Source organism: Tessaracoccus aquimaris, from assembly GCF_001997345.1.
GTDB classification, from domain to species: domain Bacteria; phylum Actinomycetota; class Actinomycetes; order Propionibacteriales; family Propionibacteriaceae; genus Arachnia; species Arachnia aquimaris.
In genome coordinates, this window is the sequence record NZ_CP019606.1 from 2,170,455 (window position 1) to 2,186,155 (window position 15,701).

At 68.3% G+C, this 15,701-nt stretch carries 14 protein-coding genes and 1 pseudogene; 7 read left to right on the forward strand and 8 right to left on the reverse strand.

What is annotated here, in order from left to right:
• Positions 1-78 precede the first annotated feature (78 nt).
• A complete protein-coding gene (coaA, locus tag BW730_RS10120) occupies positions 79-1,011 on the forward strand; it encodes a type I pantothenate kinase (RefSeq protein WP_226996689.1) in 933 nt (310 codons plus the stop codon).
• A gap of 849 nt (positions 1,012-1,860) precedes the next feature.
• Here the strand turns inward: coaA and BW730_RS10125 are convergent.
• Positions 1,861-2,565 (reverse strand): trimeric intracellular cation channel family protein, encoded by a 705-nt coding sequence (locus tag BW730_RS10125; protein ID WP_077686139.1) that lies wholly within the window; start codon positions 2,563-2,565, stop codon positions 1,861-1,863.
• Between the two features lie 56 nt (positions 2,566-2,621).
• Between BW730_RS10125 and BW730_RS10130 the strand changes: the two are divergent.
• A pseudogene (locus BW730_RS10130) lies at positions 2,622-4,057 on the forward strand (aminopeptidase P family protein).
• Positions 4,058-4,277: 220 nt separating this feature from the next.
• Here BW730_RS10130 and BW730_RS10135 read toward each other — a convergent pair.
• The 3 genes from BW730_RS10135 to BW730_RS10145 form a co-directional block, all read right to left on the reverse strand.
• On the reverse strand, positions 4,278-5,102 hold the full coding sequence (locus BW730_RS10135; RefSeq protein ID WP_077686140.1) for an alpha/beta fold hydrolase: 825 nt from the start codon (positions 5,100-5,102) through the stop codon (positions 4,278-4,280).
• A 76-nt stretch (positions 5,103-5,178) separates the two neighbouring features.
• Positions 5,179-5,784: an SAM-dependent methyltransferase gene (locus tag BW730_RS10140; RefSeq protein WP_077686141.1), complete on the reverse strand. Its 606-nt coding sequence runs from the start codon at positions 5,782-5,784 to the stop codon at positions 5,179-5,181.
• Positions 5,781-6,281 (reverse strand): YflT domain-containing protein, encoded by a 501-nt coding sequence (locus tag BW730_RS10145; RefSeq protein WP_077686142.1) that lies wholly within the window; start codon positions 6,279-6,281, stop codon positions 5,781-5,783. The genes BW730_RS10140 and BW730_RS10145 overlap by 4 nt, the downstream gene beginning before the upstream one ends.
• A 93-nt stretch (positions 6,282-6,374) precedes the next feature.
• On the opposite strand from BW730_RS10145, the gene BW730_RS10150 reads away from it, so the two are divergent.
• From BW730_RS10150 to BW730_RS10170, 5 genes are all read left to right on the forward strand, one after another.
• Positions 6,375-7,646, forward strand: coding sequence for a magnesium transporter MgtE N-terminal domain-containing protein (locus tag BW730_RS10150; RefSeq protein WP_077686143.1), 1,272 nt, complete (start codon positions 6,375-6,377; stop codon positions 7,644-7,646).
• Complete coding sequence (locus BW730_RS10155; RefSeq protein WP_077686144.1) at positions 7,639-8,133, forward strand: DUF1003 domain-containing protein; 495 nt, start codon at positions 7,639-7,641, stop codon at positions 8,131-8,133. The genes BW730_RS10150 and BW730_RS10155 overlap by 8 nt, the downstream gene beginning before the upstream one ends.
• Positions 8,130-8,507 (forward strand): hypothetical protein, encoded by a 378-nt coding sequence (locus BW730_RS10160; RefSeq protein WP_077686145.1) that lies wholly within the window; start codon positions 8,130-8,132, stop codon positions 8,505-8,507. Before BW730_RS10155 ends, BW730_RS10160 begins: the two co-directional genes overlap by 4 nt.
• Before the next feature lie 205 nt (positions 8,508-8,712).
• Positions 8,713-9,870: an Mrp/NBP35 family ATP-binding protein gene (locus BW730_RS10165; protein ID WP_226996690.1), complete on the forward strand. Its 1,158-nt coding sequence runs from the start codon at positions 8,713-8,715 to the stop codon at positions 9,868-9,870.
• 3 nt (positions 9,871-9,873) lie between these two features.
• Positions 9,874-10,197, forward strand: coding sequence for a hypothetical protein (locus tag BW730_RS10170; protein WP_077686146.1), 324 nt, complete (start codon positions 9,874-9,876; stop codon positions 10,195-10,197).
• Between the two features lie 1,270 nt (positions 10,198-11,467).
• On the opposite strand, the gene BW730_RS10175 is transcribed toward BW730_RS10170, so the two are convergent.
• The 4 genes from BW730_RS10175 to sigE all read right to left on the reverse strand — a co-directional run bounded on the left by BW730_RS10175 (position 11,468) and on the right by sigE (position 15,701).
• The gene (locus tag BW730_RS10175; protein ID WP_077686147.1) at positions 11,468-12,712 is read right to left on the reverse strand and encodes an IS256 family transposase; all 1,245 of its coding nucleotides are present in this window, start codon (positions 12,710-12,712) and stop codon (positions 11,468-11,470) included.
• A 546-nt stretch (positions 12,713-13,258) separates the two neighbouring features.
• A complete protein-coding gene (locus BW730_RS10180) occupies positions 13,259-13,672 on the reverse strand; it encodes a sec-independent translocase (RefSeq protein WP_077686148.1) in 414 nt (137 codons plus the stop codon).
• Positions 13,673-13,700: 28 nt separating this feature from the next.
• A complete protein-coding gene (locus BW730_RS10185) occupies positions 13,701-15,122 on the reverse strand; it encodes an anti-sigma factor family protein (protein WP_077686149.1) in 1,422 nt (473 codons plus the stop codon).
• Positions 15,123-15,701 carry an RNA polymerase sigma factor SigE gene (sigE, locus tag BW730_RS10190; RefSeq protein WP_077686150.1) on the reverse strand — a complete coding sequence of 193 codons (579 nt, stop codon included), beginning with the start codon at positions 15,699-15,701 and terminating at the stop codon, positions 15,123-15,125.

Consider the following 15,701-nt stretch of genomic DNA (forward strand, 5'->3'; position numbering starts at 1 on the left):
GGTTCGCGTGTCGGCCCCACCCCTCGCGGGAAGGGCCGCTCCGTTAGGCTTGCGCAGGTCATCGCACAAAGGAGCCCAGTGTCCGGACCCTACGTCACGCTGCAACGTCGCACCTGGGCGGAGCTGTCCGACGCGACCGAGATCGATCTCGACGAGGCGACGCTCGCCACGCTCAGAGGCATCGGCGACCCGACCTCCGGCCTCGACATCGAGGAGGTGTACCGGCCGCTGTGCCAGTTGCTGCACCTGTACATGGTCAACACCGGAAGGCTCTACGCGCAGAACAACGAGTTCCTGCACCTCGACGTGCGCCGCACGCCGTTCGTGATCGGGGTCGCCGGTTCGGTGGCCGTCGGCAAGTCGACCGTCTCGCGCGTCCTGCAGGAACTGCTGCGCAGGGCGCCGGGCGAGCCGAAGGTCGACCTGATCACCACCGACGGCTTCCTGTACCCCAACGCCGAGTTGGAGCGACGCGGCTTGCTTGAACGCAAGGGCTTCCCCGAGTCGTACAACCGTCGCGCGCTGCTGAAGTTCGTGATGGACGTGAAGTCGGGTGAGCCTCGGGTGGCCGCACCCGTGTACAGCCACATGGTCTACGACATCGTCGAGGACGACCAGATCATCGTCGAGAGCCCCGACATCCTGATCATCGAGGGCCTGAACGTGCTGCAGCCCGCCCGGGTCGAGGCCGACGGCACGCATGGGCTGACGGTGAGCGACTTCTTCGACTTCTCCGTCTTCGTCGACGCCGACGAGACCCACATCAAGGAGTGGTTCCTCAACCGCTTCATGGAGCTTCGCCGGACGGCCTTCACCGACGAGCGCAGCTACTTCAAGCCGTACACCGAACTCTCCGACGATGAGGCCTTGGAGATGGGCTCGACGGTGTGGGAGACGATCAATGGCCCGAACCTGCGCCAGAACGTCGCCCCGACCAGGGAGCGGGCGACCGCGATCCTGGTCAAGGGCTCCGACCACATGGTCGACTCGATCCGGATCCGCAAGGTCTGACGGTGGTTGATTGAGCCAGCCGCGGCGACGACCCCGTTGATTGAGCCAGCCGCGGCGACGGCCCACTGGTTGAGCCAGCCGCTGCGACGGCCCCGCTGATTGAGCCAGCCGCGGCGACGAAGTCGCCCGCCGCTGCGTCGAAATCCCCCCGAGGCGGGCAGAGACTCACGTTCCGCAATCGGGCGCGAGTTGGTTTCGACGCGACGCGCGCGGGGCTACGCCCCGACGGTCGGCTCAACCAGCACACCAACCGCCGGGACGACCCCGCTGATTGAGCCAGCCGCGGCGACGAAGTCGCCCGCCGCTGCGTCGAAATCCCCCCGAGGCGGGCAGAGACTCACGTTCCGCAATCGGGCGCGAGTTGGTTTCGACGCGACGCGCGCGGGGCTACGCCCCGACGGTCGGCTCAACCAGCACACCAACCGCAGCGACGGCCCCGCCGATTGAGCCAGCCGCGGCGACGAAGTCGCCCGCCGCTGCGTCGAAATCCACTCGACACCGGGCAGAGACCCAGGTCCCGCTGCTGGATCCAGAGGTTTCGACCGAAGAAGCCCGCTAACGCGTCCTTCTTGGCTCAACCAGCGCACCAGCCGCGTCGACGGACCCGCTGATTGAGCCAGCCGCGGCGACGAAGTCGCCCGCCGCTGCGTCGAAATCCCCCGACCCGAGGCAGAGACCCAGGTCCCGCTGCTGAATACAGCGGTTTCGACCGAAGAAGCCCGCTAACGCGTCCTTCTTGGCTCAACCAGCGCACCAACCGCAGCGACGGCCCCGCTGATTGAGCCAGCCGCGGCGACGCAGTCGCCCGCCGCTGCGTCGAAATCCACCCGACACGGGGCAGGGACCGGGTCAGCTCTCGCCGCGGCCCTTGCCCGGAGGGCGCCTCCTCGACTTGGCGAGGCCACGCGCGACCGCCTGGCCGATCGTGATGGCATCGTCTCCCACCGGCAGCGACAACCGTCGCCAGCGGGCCAGCAGCACCAGGGCTGCGCCGACGGCGGTCGCGGCGATCGAGCCGATCGTCGGGACGTGCAGGTACCAGGAGCCGACCGCGACGAGCGAGGCCGCCAACGCCGCCGTCGCATACAAGGTGTTGCCGCCGAGCACGCCTGGGATGCGGCGCAGCACCATGTCGCGCACGAATCCTCCGCCGACCGCGGTGATCGTGCCGAGCATCAGCGCCGGAAGCACCCCGAAGCCCGCCTCGAGCGTCTTCAGCGACCCGGCCGCCGCCCACGTCCCGAGCGCGAGCGCGTCGATCGGCGGGTAGATCCGGTCCCAGAGCCGACCCTCGACGCGGACGATCATCACGATGAGGGCCCCGAGCAGCGCCGCGGTGATGTAGCGCCAGTCGGTGATCGCGATGGGTGGGCCCGACTGGAGCATCACGTCGCGGATCATGCCGCCGCCGAGCCCCGACATGATGGCAAGCACCACGAGGCCGACCACGTCGAGCCGCGCCGCGCGGCCGATCACCGCCCCGAGCACGGCGTTGAACAGGACCCCGACAAGGTCGATCCATTGCAGGAAGGTCAGGAGCGTCGTCTCGGTCATCAGCGTGGCCTACCCATCACGCCGCGATTGTAAGGCCCCCGCGTATGGTGGGCCACATGAGTGAAAACCAGGACCGTAACGAGAACCGTCGAGACCCCTACTCCGAGGCCTTCAAGACCTTCATCGTCAGCGACTGGGCACCGTACTCCGACGAGCTTCCGGCGCGTTTCCCGGCGGCGGAGTACGCGGCCGCACGCCGACAGGCCCTCGCCTCCGAGTTCCCCGGCAAGACGCTGGTGATCCCCGCAGGGCCGCTGAAGACCCGCTCGAACGACACCGACTACCGCTTCCGCCCGCACAGCGCCTTCGCCTACTACACGGGCCTTGGCGAGGACAGGGAGCCGGACGCGGCGCTGGTCGTCAAGGACGGCGAGTCGACCCTCTACTTCCGCCCCGCGCACCCCGCACCGACCGCGAGTTCTACGCCGACGCCCGCTACGGCGAGATGTGGGTCGGGCAGCGCGAGTCGCTCGACGAGATGGCCGCGGCCACCGGGCTCGACTGCCGCACCATCCTCGACCTGAAGGCGTCGCTGCCCTCCTCCGACGTGCTGGTGATCCGCGAGCCCGACCCCGCCATCACCGCGATGGTCGACGCCGCCCGCGGCTCCGCCGACGATGAGGGCGACGCGTCGCTGGAGCGCTTCGCCTCTGAGGCCCGGTTCTGCAAGGACGAGTTCGAGGTCGCGGAACTCAAGCGCGCCTGCGAGGCGACAAAGGTCGGCTTCGAGGCGGTCGTCGCTAACCTGCCCGAGGCGGTCAAGGCGGGCCGCGGCGAACGCTGGGTCGAGGGCATCTTCGCCCTGCACGCCCGCCACCTCGGCAACGCCGTCGGATACGACACCATCGCGGCGAGCGGCGACCACGCCAACACGCTGCACTGGATCCGCAACAACGGCGAGCTCCGCGACGGCGACCTGATGCTGATGGACGCTGGCGTCGAGGTCGACTCGCTCTACACCGCCGACATCACCCGCACCATGCCGATCGGCGGCACGTACACGCCCGCCCAGCGCCGCGTCTACGAGGTGGTGCTCGCCGCGCAGACCGCAGGCATCGAGGCCTGCCGCGCGGGCAACTCGTTCACGGCGCCCCACCAGGCCGCGATCGCGGTCCTCGCGGAGTTCTTCGAGGAACTGGGCATCCTGCCGGGCACCGCCGCCGAGTCGCTCGACCCGGTCAACGGCGGCTTCCACCGTCGCTGGATGGTGCACGGCACGTCGCACCACCTCGGCCTTGACGTGCACGACTGCGCGCAGGCCCGCGCCGAGCTGTACCGCGAGGGCGACCTCAAGGAGGGCATGGTCATCACGGTCGAGCCGGGGATCTACTTCAAGTCGACCGACCTGAGGGTGCCCGAGGAGTACCGCGGCATCGGCGTCCGGATCGAGGACGACATCCTGATCACCGACGGCGACCCCGTCAACCTGTCGGCGGCCCTGCCCCGCTCGGCAGACGACGTCGAGGCGTGGATGGCCAGGCTGATGGCCTGACGCCCCGGACACGTGCGACGACCCGCCCCGATCAAGGGGCGGGTCGTTGTGCGCTCGAGGCGGGAAAGCACCCGGTGGCGGGGTGGAACTTGAGCATGTTTGGTAACTCGTTGCGAGTTGGAACGTGCAACATGCCCCAGCGGGCCAACGAGTCACCAGACATGCTCATTGACACTCCCCGACGCCAACCGTCGGGGGTCCTTGCGGGGGCGGTGCGGGACTAGTCGCCGGACTCGCTGACGACGCGGTTCCAGCGGGGGCGATCCAGCATCTGACGGATCAGGGCGGCGACCTCGAGAGGACGCATCACCGGCACCTGGTGCGCGGCGTCCTCGATGACGTGCAGCTCGCCGCGGGGAGCGGTCTCGGCAACCAGTTCGACGTTGGCGATCGGCGTCGACGTGTCGCGTCCGCCTGCGATCATCATCACGGGGGTCTGGATGTAGGGCAGGTCGCCCCGCAGGTCGTGGACGGCGAGCGCGCGGCACAGTTGCGCGTAGGAGTGGTCCTCGCTCACCGACAGGCCCTCCATGATGATGGCGACGGTGTCGGACTGCTCGGCGCGGAAGTCCGGCGTGAACCAGCGCTTGGTGGTCTCCTCGACGAGTTGCTGCGTCCCGGTCGCCTCGACCTGCTCGGCGCGCTCGATCCAGCGGGGCGCCTCGCCGACCGTCGCGGCGGAGGCGACCACCACGACGCCCGCGAACAGGTCGTCGTAGTCGCGGGCGAGGTGCAGGCCGATGGCGCCTGAGATGGAGAGGCCCGCGTAGTAGATCGGCACGTCCTGGCCGAGTTCGTCCTTCAGGTCACGGGCGATCCCGGCGATCGCGGCGGCGACGGTGTCGAGCGTCGGCTCGTCATTGTCGTCCCACGGCTCACTCAGGCCGGTGCCTGGCAGGTCGATGAAGATGACGCGGGCGTCGTCGATCAGCGACGCGGCGACCTTCGTCCACTGGTGCGTGGCGTTGCCGCCGAGGCTCGGACCGACCAGCAGCACCCGGTCGGCCGGCGTGTTGCGGTTGTAGATCGTCGTGTTCAACTCCATGGGACTTCTCCTCGCTGAAGGGGCCTTCCGTACACGCCAAAACCTACCCGACGGCGTCCTTGGCCGAGCCGACGGGTCACCGCAAACCGAGCGCCTGCACCACCGAGCTCAGCCCCTGATGCCCCATCCCCTCGAAGACGCGCCGCTCGACAAGCCGGACGTCGAGGCGCCAGCCGTCCCAGTCGTGCATGACGTCCTCTCGGGTGACGAGCAGGTCGCGGTCCTTCGGGCCTCCGGTGCCCAGCGCCAACTGCGCGGGCGTGTACGACTCGAGGATCAGCTTCGCGCCGGGAGCGCACTGACGGGTGACGACCTCCGCGACGCGACGCCGCAGCGGAGCGGGCAGGTGCACGAAGATGGCGACCACCGCGTCCCACGGGCGCAGCGGGTCGGGGTTCTCGACGTACTCGGACAGGTCGACGTGCCACGTCTCGATCGAGGTGCCGCGCTCCGCCGCCAACGCCTCCGCCTTGTCCAGCGCGACGCGGGAGAAGTCGAGGCTGACGACGTCGTGGCCGCGTTCGGCAAGCCAGACGCCGTTGCGTCCCTCGCCGTCGCCGAGGCACAGCACCCGGGAGCCCGGCTTCAGCAGCCGGGACTGTTCCTTGAGGAAGTCGTTTGGCCGGTACCCGAAGACGAAGTTCGGGTGCGAGTAGCGGTCGTCCCAGAACTCGGCCGTCACTCGAACATCGCCGCCCGAGCCCCCGGTCGCTGGGTGAGCAGTTCGCGCGCCTCTGCAGCGACCTTGTGTTCCACGACGATCTCGTAACTGGTGGCGACCGTCTGACGCGCCGAGTTGAAGTCCCGCTTGCCTCCGCTGACCGCGTAGCCGAGGCCCGCCGCCATCACGCCGAAGATGATGCCCATGCCCAGGCCGACGAGCAGCATCACCATGTCTCCCCGCAGGAAAAGCATCAGCATCACGCCGACCAGCAGGCCCATGGTGATGCCGGATACCGCCCCCTGTCCGAGCACGCTGCCCCAGGTGCGGCGCCCCGTGACACGCTCGATGAGCTTGAGGTTGGTGCCGACGATCATCAGGTTCTCGACGGCGAACTTGCTGTCGGCCAGATAGTCGACCGCGGACTGCGCCTCCTCGTAGGTGGAAAACTCGGCGAGGTGCTGTGGGTATTCCAGGCGGAAAGCCTTCGATGCTGACGGGACGAGCGGCTCGCTCACGGACGCCTCCTTGGTCGGTTCGCTGCGAATTCGGCTCAACTCTACGCTGGCGCCGTACGCCGGTCGTCGCGATCAACCACTAGATTGACCAGCATGGTCGCTAAGGAATCCGAGGTCTTCATCTCGCGTGTCATCGGCCTACCCATCGTCGATGCCGCGGGCGACCAGGTCGGCCGGGTCAAAGACGTGGTGTGCTACATCCGCGCCGACGGCCTCGCGCCGCGCGTCAAGGGCATCGTCGCAGAGCTGTTCGCCCGGGCCCGGATCTTCGTGCCGATGGTGCGCGTCCACAACATCACCCCTAACCAGGTGGCGATCCTCGGGCAGGTCGACACCCGCCGCTTCCAGCGCCGCGAGACCGAGCTTCTGGTCTCGGCCGACCTGTTCGACCGGAGCATCGGGCGCGAGAGCCGCACCAAGATTTTCGACATCTCGATGCATCAGGTCCGCAACCGCGAGTGGGAGCTCTCCTCGGTCGCGCTGCGCAGTTCTACCCGCGTCGGGCGGTTCGGTTTCGGCGGCCGCGGCGACGCCCAGGTCGTGTCGTGGCGGGAGATCCCCGACCTGATCCTGCGCACCGGCCGCACCGCCGCGCACCTGATCGCGGAGTTCTCCGACATGAAGGCCGCCGACATCGCCCAGGAACTGCACGACCTGGAACCGGAGTCTCTGCTTGCCGTCGTCGAGGCCCTCGACGACGAGACGCTCGCCGAGGCCTTGGAGGAGCTTCCCGAGGACGAGCAGATCGAGCTGATCTCGCAACTGGACACCGAGCGGGCCGCCGACGTGCTCGCCGAGATGGACCCCGACGACGCCGCCGACCTCATCAAGGACCTGCCGAGCGATGTCGCCGAGGACCTGCTGCAGCGGATGGAGCCCGAGGAGGCCTCCGACGTGCGTCGCCTCCTGATCTACGGCGAGTTCACCGCGGGCGGCATGATGACGCCTGAACCGGTGATCCTCGACACGGACGCCACCGTCGCGCAGGCGCTTGCCAACGTCCGCCTCGAGGCGCTGACACCGGCGCTCGCGTCGATGGTGTTCGTGACGCGCCCGCCGCTGGAAACACCGTCGGGACGCTACATCGGCGCCGTGCACATCCAACGGCTGCTGCGGGAACCCCCGACGACGCTCGTGGCGACCCTGCTGGACGACAACCTCGAGGCGTTGACCCCGGACGCGCCGCTCGCGCAGGTCAGTCGCTTCTTCGCCACCTACAACCTCGTGGTCGCGCCGGTCGTCAACCACGAGGGGCACCTCTTGGGCGCCGTCACGGTCGACGACGTGCTCGATCACATGCTGCCCGACGACTGGCGCGGCGATCAGATGGACGAGGTCGAGGTGAGCGAGGTGAGCGATGGCTGAGCGCAATCCCCTCTCCCAGCCCGGCGAACGGCGCCTGATCCCGAAGGTGTCGGTGGACTCCGAGACGTTCGGCAGGTTCGCCGAGGGCGTCGCGTCGTTCATGGGCACCGCGAAGTTCCTCGTCTACATGACGGTGTTCGTCATCGTGTGGATCGCGCTGAACCTGATCGGCCTGTTCGGGATGCGCTGGGACCCGTACCCGTTCATCCTGTTGAACCTGTTCTTCTCGACGCAGGCGTCGTACTCGGCGCCGTTGATCCTGCTGGCGCAGAACCGGCAGGAGCGTCGTGACAAGATGAGCTTCGACGAAGACCGTCGGATCGCCGCACAGTCGCGCGCAGACATGGACTTCCTCGCCCGCGAGATCGCCTCCATCCGGATGCACCTGGGCGAGTTGGCCACCCGTGACTTCGTGCGCGGCGAACTGCGCAGCGAGCTTCGCGAACTTGCCGAGCGCCTCGAGCGCACCGAGGAGGAGAAGCCGTGACCGAGCAGCATCCCGACGTCGCCGAGGTCGCGGGACCCTCGAGCGAGATCAGGTGGTTCGGCCTCGTCCTGCTCGTCGGCCACCTGGGCCTGCTGGCGATCGGCGCCGTGGCGCTGTGGCGGATCGCCGGCGGTTGGTGGGTCGGCGCGGTCGCCGCGGCAGTGTTCGTGGCCGCCTACGCGGCCGTGTGGCGGTTCTGGCTGGCGCCCGGGTCGACCAGGAGGCTCGGCTACAAGGAACGGCTGACGGTCAACGTGGTCGCGGGGCCGGCCGTGATCGTGCTCGGCAGCCTCTCCGGCCTGTGGCTCCCCGCGCTGCTCGCCACCAGCGTGATCCTGCTCAGCGACGCGCTGAACCAGCGCCGCTCCTCCTGACCTTGCCGCGCTCGGCGCTGGGCTGGAGTTGAGCAGCATTCGCAACTCGATTCCCGGCGCGCCACGTGGGAGCGCTCACCTAGGCAACGACCTTCCGATACTGCTCAACGCCAGGGCCGACCCCGACTCTCCCTCTCGACGGAGAATGCCGCCCGCTCTCGGCGTAACGATTTGCTTATAGGCCCCGGGGAGCAACGCTGGGAGGGTGAGCGAACATCCCCTGCTGCCCCACGTGCGCGCGGCCCTCCACGAGGTCGAAGACCCCGAGATCCGCCGCCCCATCACCGACCTCGGCATGGTCGACAACCTGCGCGCCGACGACGACGGCGCCGTCTTCGTCCGGGTGCTGCTGACCGTCTCCGGCTGCCCCATGCGCTCCGAGATCACCACCCGCGTCACCGACGCCGTCTCCAAGGTCGAGGGCGTCACCTCGGTCGACGTCGAACTCGGCGTGATGAACGACGAGCAGCGCGAGGCCATGCGCACCATGCTGCGCGGCGGGCAGGCCGAGCGGGTCATCCCATTCGCGCAGCCCGGCAACCTGACCCGGGTGATCGCCGTCGCCTCCGGCAAGGGTGGCGTCGGCAAGTCGTCCGTGACGGTGAACCTGGCGCTCGCGCTCGCCGCCCAGGGCCGCTCGGTCGGCATCCTCGACGCCGACATCTACGGCCACTCGATCCCCGACCTGCTCGGCCTCGGCGACGCGCGCCCCACGGTCGTCGACGACATGATCATGCCGGTGCCCGCCGCGCGCGGCCTGAAGGTCATCTCCGTCGGCATGCTGAAGCCGTCCCGCGACCAGGTCGTCGCCTGGCGCGGCCCGATCCTCGACCGGGCGCTGACGCAGTTGCTCGCCGACGTCTACTGGGGCGACCTCGACTACCTGCTGCTCGACCTGCCGCCCGGCACCGGTGACGTCGCGATGTCGCTCGGCCAGAAGATCCCCGAGTCCGAGGTCATCGTCGTGACGACCCCGCAGACGGCCGCCTCCGAGGTCGCCGAACGCGCGGGCACCATGGCCCACATCCTGGAGCAGCGCGTGCTCGGCGTCGTCGAGAACATGAGCTGGCTGGAGAGCACCTGCCCGCACTGCGGCGAGTCGCACCGGCTCGAACTGTTCGGCGCAGGCGGCGGCGAGGCAGTCGCCGAGGGGCTCACCGAGCGCTTCGTCTACGACGTGCCGCTGCTGGCCCAGATCCCCTTCGACGAGTCGCTGCTGGCTGGCGGCGACCGCGGAACGCCCATCGTCGACGCGCACCCGGACCACCCGGCCGCGAAGGCCATCACGTCGCTCGCGGAGCAGGTCGCAGAGAAAAAGCGCGGCCTCGTCGGCCAGCGCCTCCCCCTGTCGCCGACCTCCTGAGCCATGCTCGTCATCGTGTGCTTCGTCCCCCTGAGCCATGCCGACGCCGTGCGCGCGGCTCTTGCGGGGGCCGGGGCGGGCGCGATGGGCGCGTACACGGCGTGCAGCTTCAGCTCCTCAGGTGAGGGGCGCTTCCGCCCCGAGGCGGGCTCGACCCCGTTCGTCGGCGCCGAGGGCCAGATCAGCGTCGTCGACGAGGTGCGCGTCGAGTGCGTGTGCCCTCGGGAGCTCGCCAGGGCCGCGCTGGAGGCGATGATCGCGGCACACCCCTACGAGGAGCCGGCCTACCACTGCTACGAGGCCCTCACGCTCGCCGACCTGGGCTGAGGCCCACGCCCGACACCGCTCGTCGAGCCTGTCGAGACGTCCGAAACCACCGCTCGGCGCGCGGACCCTCGACAAGCTCGGGGAACGAACAGACGCCGTTCGTCGAGCCTGTCGAGACGTCCGAAACCACCGCTCGGTGCTCGGACCACGCCGCTCGTCGAGCCTGTCGAGACGTCCGAAACCACCACTCGGCGCGCGGACCCCTCGGACACCGCTCGTCGAGGCGTCCGAAACTACCACTCAGCGCACACCGCTCGTCGAGCCTGTCGAGACGTCCGAAAGCACCGCTCGGGGCATACCGTTCGTCGAGCCTGTCGAGACGTCCGAAACCACCACTCAGCGCAGGGGCACCGCTCGTCGACCCCTCCGAGACGTCCGAAACCACCACTCAGCGCACGGACCACACCGTTCGTCGAGCCTGTCGAGACGTCCGAAACCACCACTCAGCGCACGGACCACACCGTTCGTCGAGCTTGTCGAGACGCCCGAGAGCACCGCTCGGGGCGCGGACCCCTCGACAAGCTCGGGGAACGAACAGACCCGCTCGGGGCGCGGACCCCTCGGACACCGTTCGTCGAGCTTGTCGAGACGCCCGAAAGCACCACTCGGCGCACACACCGTTCGTCGAGCTTGTCGAGACGTCCGAAAGCACCGCTCGGGGCGCGGACCCCTCGACAAGCTCGGGGAACGAACAGACCCGCTCGTCGAGCTTGTCGAGACGCCCGAGAGCACCGCTCGGGGCACACCGTTCGTCGAGCTTGTCGAGACGTCCGAAACCACCACTCAGCGCACGGACCACACCGTTCGTCGAGCTTGTCGAGACGTCCGAAACCACCACTCGGCCCACACCGTTCGTCGAGCTTGTCGAGACGTCCGAAACCACCACTCAGCGCACGGACCACACCGTTCGTCGAGCCTGTCGAGACGTCCGAAACCACCACTCGGCCCACACCGTTCGTCGAGCTTGTCGAGACGTCCGAAACCACCACTCAGCGCACGGACCACACCGTTCGTCGAGCCTGTCGAGACGTCCGAAACCACCACTCGGCCCACACCGTTCGTCGAGCCTGTCGAGACGTCCGAAACCACCACTCAGCGCACGGACCACACCGTACGTCGAGCCTGTCGAGACGTCCGAAACCACCACTCAGCGCAGGGGGCACCGCTCGGGAGCCCGTCGAGACGCCCGAAAGCACCGCTCGGGGCGCGGACCCCTCGACAAGCTCGGGGAGGTCAAGTCCTTTTGTGTGGTGTATCGGGGTTTCTTCGGTTAGGCGGTTAGGGCTTCGGGGGTGGCTGGGTCTTCTTCGGGGGTGGGGATGATGGTGAGGCGTGCTTCTCGGATCAGTTCGAGGCCGAGGTAGCGGCGGCCGTCTGCCCATTCGTCGTGTTGTTCGGCCAGGACGGCTCCGACCAGCCGGATGATCGCGTCGCGGTTCGGGAAGATCCCGACGACATCGGTGCGGCGGCGGATCTCTTTGTTGAGGCGTTCGTTGGGGTTGTTCGACCAGATCTGTCGCCAGAGGCCCTGGGGGAACGCGGTGAACGCCAACACGTCCTCGCGTGCGGTTTCGAGGTGATCACGGACTGCGGGGAGTTGGTTGCGTTCGACCTCGACCAGGAGCCGGTCGTATTGCGCGTGGACGGCTTCTGGGTCGACTTGCTCGAACACTGAGTGCAGCCAGACCTTCACTGCTGGCCAGGCGTTCTTCGGGCAGCAGCTCATCAGGTTCGCGGTGTAGTGGGTGCGGCAACGCTGCCAGGAGGCGCCCGGTAGGGTCGCGCCGATCGCGTCGACCAGCCCGGTATGGGCGTCGGAAGTGACCAGAGACACTCCGGACAGGCCGCGGGCGACCAGGTCACGGAAGAACGCGAGCCAGCCGGCCCCTGACTCACTGGTAGCGACCTGAACACCCAAGACTTCGCGGTAGCCGTCGTTGTTGACGCCGGTAGCGACCATCACCGCAACCTTGACTACCCGGCCACCCTCACGCACTTTCATCGTCAATGCGTCCGCGGCGACGAACGTGTAGGGGCCCTGGTCGAGGGGTCGGCTCCGGAACTGGGCGACCAGGTCATCGAGTTCGCTGGCCATCACCGAGACCTGTGACTTCGACAAACCGGTGATGCCCATGGCCTGGACCAGGCGGTCCATCCTGCGGGTCGAGACTCCGAGCAGGTAACAAGTGGCGACGACCGTGGTCAACGCGGCCTCGGAACGCTTCTGCCGTTGCAGTAGCCATTCCGGGAAGAACGATCCGCGGCGTAGTTTCGGCACTGCGACATCGATCGACCCGAGCCTGGTGTCGAGACGGCGATGCCGGTAGCCGTTGCGTTGGTTAACCCGATCATCGGAACGGGCCTGGTACTCGGCGCCGCAGACCCCGTCTGCCTGCGCCGGCAAGATCGTGTTGACGAACCCTTCCAGCAGGTCACGTAACAGGTCAGGCGAGGACTGACCCAACAGTTGATGGAGGAACTCGGCCGGGTCATCGATACTTGGAACAGCGGTCATCGGTGTGTCCTTCTCTTCGAGGTGGTTGTGAGAGATCTCTCGAAGAATCACCCGGTGACCGCCCCCAACACTGCAGCGACACGATCACCAGCGATACACCACTCTGCCGGACTCCACTCTCGGGGAACGAACAGACACGCTCTGGGCGCGGACCTCGGACGCCGCTCGTCGAGCCTGTCGAGACGTCCGAAAGCACCGCTCGGGGCTCGGACCCCTCGACAAGCTCGGGGAACGAACAGCCCCGCTCGTCGAGCCTGTGAGACGTCCGAAGGCACCGCTCGGGTCTCGGACCCCTCGACAAGCTCGGGGAACGAACAGACACGCTCGGGAAACGCCGTTCGTCGAGCTTGTCGAGACGTCAGAAACCACCGCTCGGCGCACACCGTTCGTCGAGCCTGTCGAGACGTCCGAAAGCAGCGCTCGGGGCGCGGACCCCTCGACAAGCTCGGGGAACGAACAGACCCGCTCGGGGGCGCGGACTCCTCGACAAGCTCGGGGAGGCAGACGCGCTCAGCGAGGAGCGCCGATCAGCGCCCCGCGACAGGCTCAGGTGGCTTCGGGGTCGAATGGTGAGTGCTTCGGGCCGACCAGCTCGAGGGCCGTCTCGGCCGGCTCGGCGATCGCAGATTTGTCCTTGACGGCGGAGGTCGCGTCGTTGGCCCCGGACTTCAGCATCTCCTCGGCCTCCTTCAGCTCCTTCTTCGCCTCGTCGATCAGCGCGACCTCGTTCTGAAGCTGCTTCGCGATGAACGTCTTCGGGTTCAGGTCCTTCAACTCGAGGTTGGCGTACTCGGGCCCGAGTTCGGTGCCGATGGTGTTCTTGGCGTTGTTGGCGATGTCGCGCAGGTACACGAAGACGCGAGCGGCCTTCCGCGAGTACTGCGGAAGTTTCTCGGGGCCGAACATGACGACGGCCAGCACGAGAATGATGACGAGGTCTATCGCATCGATGCCGAACACAGAGCTAGGGTACCGGTAGCTCGAGGGGTCAGCCGACCGAGACCAGCCGGTCGATGCCGGCCTTGATCTTGTCGACGAGCGAAGCCTGGTAGGGCTCCTCCTGGGGCAACTGCTGCGAGATCTCGGAGACCAAGTCGACGGAGCCGTTCGTGGTCACCCAGATCACGGCGTCGTCGCACTGCCACAACTCGACGGTGGGGACGCCAGGGCCCTGCGCCAACTGCTGCGTCGTGCCGTCGGCGAGCACTCCCTCGGTCCAGCCGACCACTGCCGACTCGAAGCCGTCCGAATAGACCAGAGTCATCGACCGGTGCCCCTGCCGGTCGGAGGCCGCATAGGCCACCAGCGGTAGCCCTGCGATCTCCTGCGGGCAACTGGCGAGCCCGATGCACCACCCGGCCGTCTGGCTCTTCGAGGCAGGCTCGAGGGAGATCTGCTGGGCGACGCCCTCGCTGAGGGTCGCCTCGCCAAGCCGCAACTCCTGGTAGCCCATCGCGAGGGTGACGTCGCCGGAGGCCTCATAGCGCTCGGTCCACAGCAGGACGCCGGAGTCGGTGTCGAACCACCACGCCGCGACCGGGCGACCGCCGTCGTTTGCCTGCAGGTGGACGGCGTCGCGACCGCCGACACTCTCGACCTGCGCGCCCTCCGTGAACTCCCAGTCCTCGGGGGCGTCGACGGGGCTGGTGGTGATGGCGGGAAGGAAGCTGGACATGAACCGGTCGCCGCGCGAGTCGAAGACCTCCAGTTGGGCGCCCTCCCCCGCGACCTTCGTGGTGCGCACCGAGGCGTTCCGGTAGTGCCCGGAGCCGTCGGAGATCCACACCCGCTGGGTACCGGTGTAACTGGCCGACGAGTCGGTCGCACCGCGGAGCAGGCGGGCAGCATGCTCCGGCTGCACCGGGCGCATGTCGTTGTCGTTGTGGCGCGACTGGTAGCTGACGGACTCCCCCAGGTCGGCTCCCCGCTCGAACGCGAGCAGGACGGCGCCAACCGCCTCGTTGACGCTGACGGCCGACGACGACATCGAGAACTGTTCGCGGGCCGCCTTGACGGGGTCGCTGATCCGCAGCGGTTCCGGCGCGATCAGCACCGCGAACACCACGGCCGACATCACCACGACGAGCATCGCGACCGAGCCCTGCGCGACGCGGCGGTTACGGGTGCGTCGGGCCGACGGAAGCTCCCCGGGCCCGCTCGCCATGTACAGGGGCGCCGCGGCCTGCTCGCCTGCGATCGACTCCAGCCGGGAGGCGAGCAGCGCGGACGGGTCGGAGGCGCGGCACTTGCTCAACTCGCTGCAGACGGCGTCGATGGCGGTGAGCTCGGCGCGGCACTCGGCGCAGCCGGCGAGGTGGTAGGCGACCTGCTCCCAGCGTTTGGGCGGGAGGGTCTGGTCGGCGTAGGCCGACAGGTCGGGGCGGATCCGCTCGCAGCAGGGTGAGGCCATCTAGTTGACCCCGGCGTAGCGCGTGCGGCCGTCGGTGGGTGCGCGGTGCGCCAGAGCGTCGCGCAGGGCTGCGCGTCCTCGGGCGATCCTGCTGCGCACGGTGCCGAGCTTCACGTCCAGGACCGCCGCGATCTCCTCATAGCTGAGGCCCTCGATGTCGCACAGGACCACGGCCACCCGCTGTTCGGGGTTGAGGGCCTTGAGCGCGGAGGCAACATCGGCCTCGAGCTCGTAGTCGTCGTGCAACTCCTCGGGACCCGAGGCTGAACCCCACACCGCCTCGGGCGCGACGCTGAAGGCATCCATCTTGATGCGCTGCTTGCGGCGGGCCTGATCGAGGAAGAGGTTCGTGGTGATGCGGTGCAGCCACCCTTCGAGGGTGCCTGGCTGGAACGTGTGGATCGACTTGAACACCTTGACGAAGACATCCTGGGTGAGGTCTTCCGCGTCGTGCTGGTTGCCGGTGAGTCGGTAGGCAAGGCGGTACACCTGTGCCGAATGGTCGCGGACGAGTTCCTGCCACGTGGGCGCGGTCCAGGTCGGGTCCGCGGCCTTGGCCGCCTTACCGCCTCTGAACAT

What these genes read in the sequence shown, in the direction of transcription:
- BW730_RS10125 (WP_077686139.1), bottom strand. Translation starts at nt 2,565, where the DNA reads ATGACCGAGACGACGCTCCTGACCTTCCTGCAATGGATCGACCTTGTC.
- BW730_RS10135 (WP_077686140.1), bottom strand. Translation starts at nt 5,102, where the DNA reads ATGGAGTTGAACACGACGATCTACAACCGCAACACGCCGGCCGACCGG.
- BW730_RS10150 (WP_077686143.1), top strand. Translation starts at nt 6,375, where the DNA reads ATGGTCGCTAAGGAATCCGAGGTCTTCATCTCGCGTGTCATCGGCCTA.
- BW730_RS10155 (WP_077686144.1), top strand. Translation starts at nt 7,639, where the DNA reads ATGGCTGAGCGCAATCCCCTCTCCCAGCCCGGCGAACGGCGCCTGATC.
- BW730_RS10170 (WP_077686146.1), top strand. Translation starts at nt 9,874, where the DNA reads ATGCTCGTCATCGTGTGCTTCGTCCCCCTGAGCCATGCCGACGCCGTG.
- BW730_RS10175 (WP_077686147.1), bottom strand. Translation starts at nt 12,712, where the DNA reads ATGACCGCTGTTCCAAGTATCGATGACCCGGCCGAGTTCCTCCATCAA.
- BW730_RS10185 (WP_077686149.1), bottom strand. Translation starts at nt 15,122, where the DNA reads ATGGCCTCACCCTGCTGCGAGCGGATCCGCCCCGACCTGTCGGCCTAC.
- sigE (WP_077686150.1), bottom strand. Translation starts at nt 15,701, where the DNA reads ATGTTCAGAGGCGGTAAGGCGGCCAAGGCCGCGGACCCGACCTGGACC.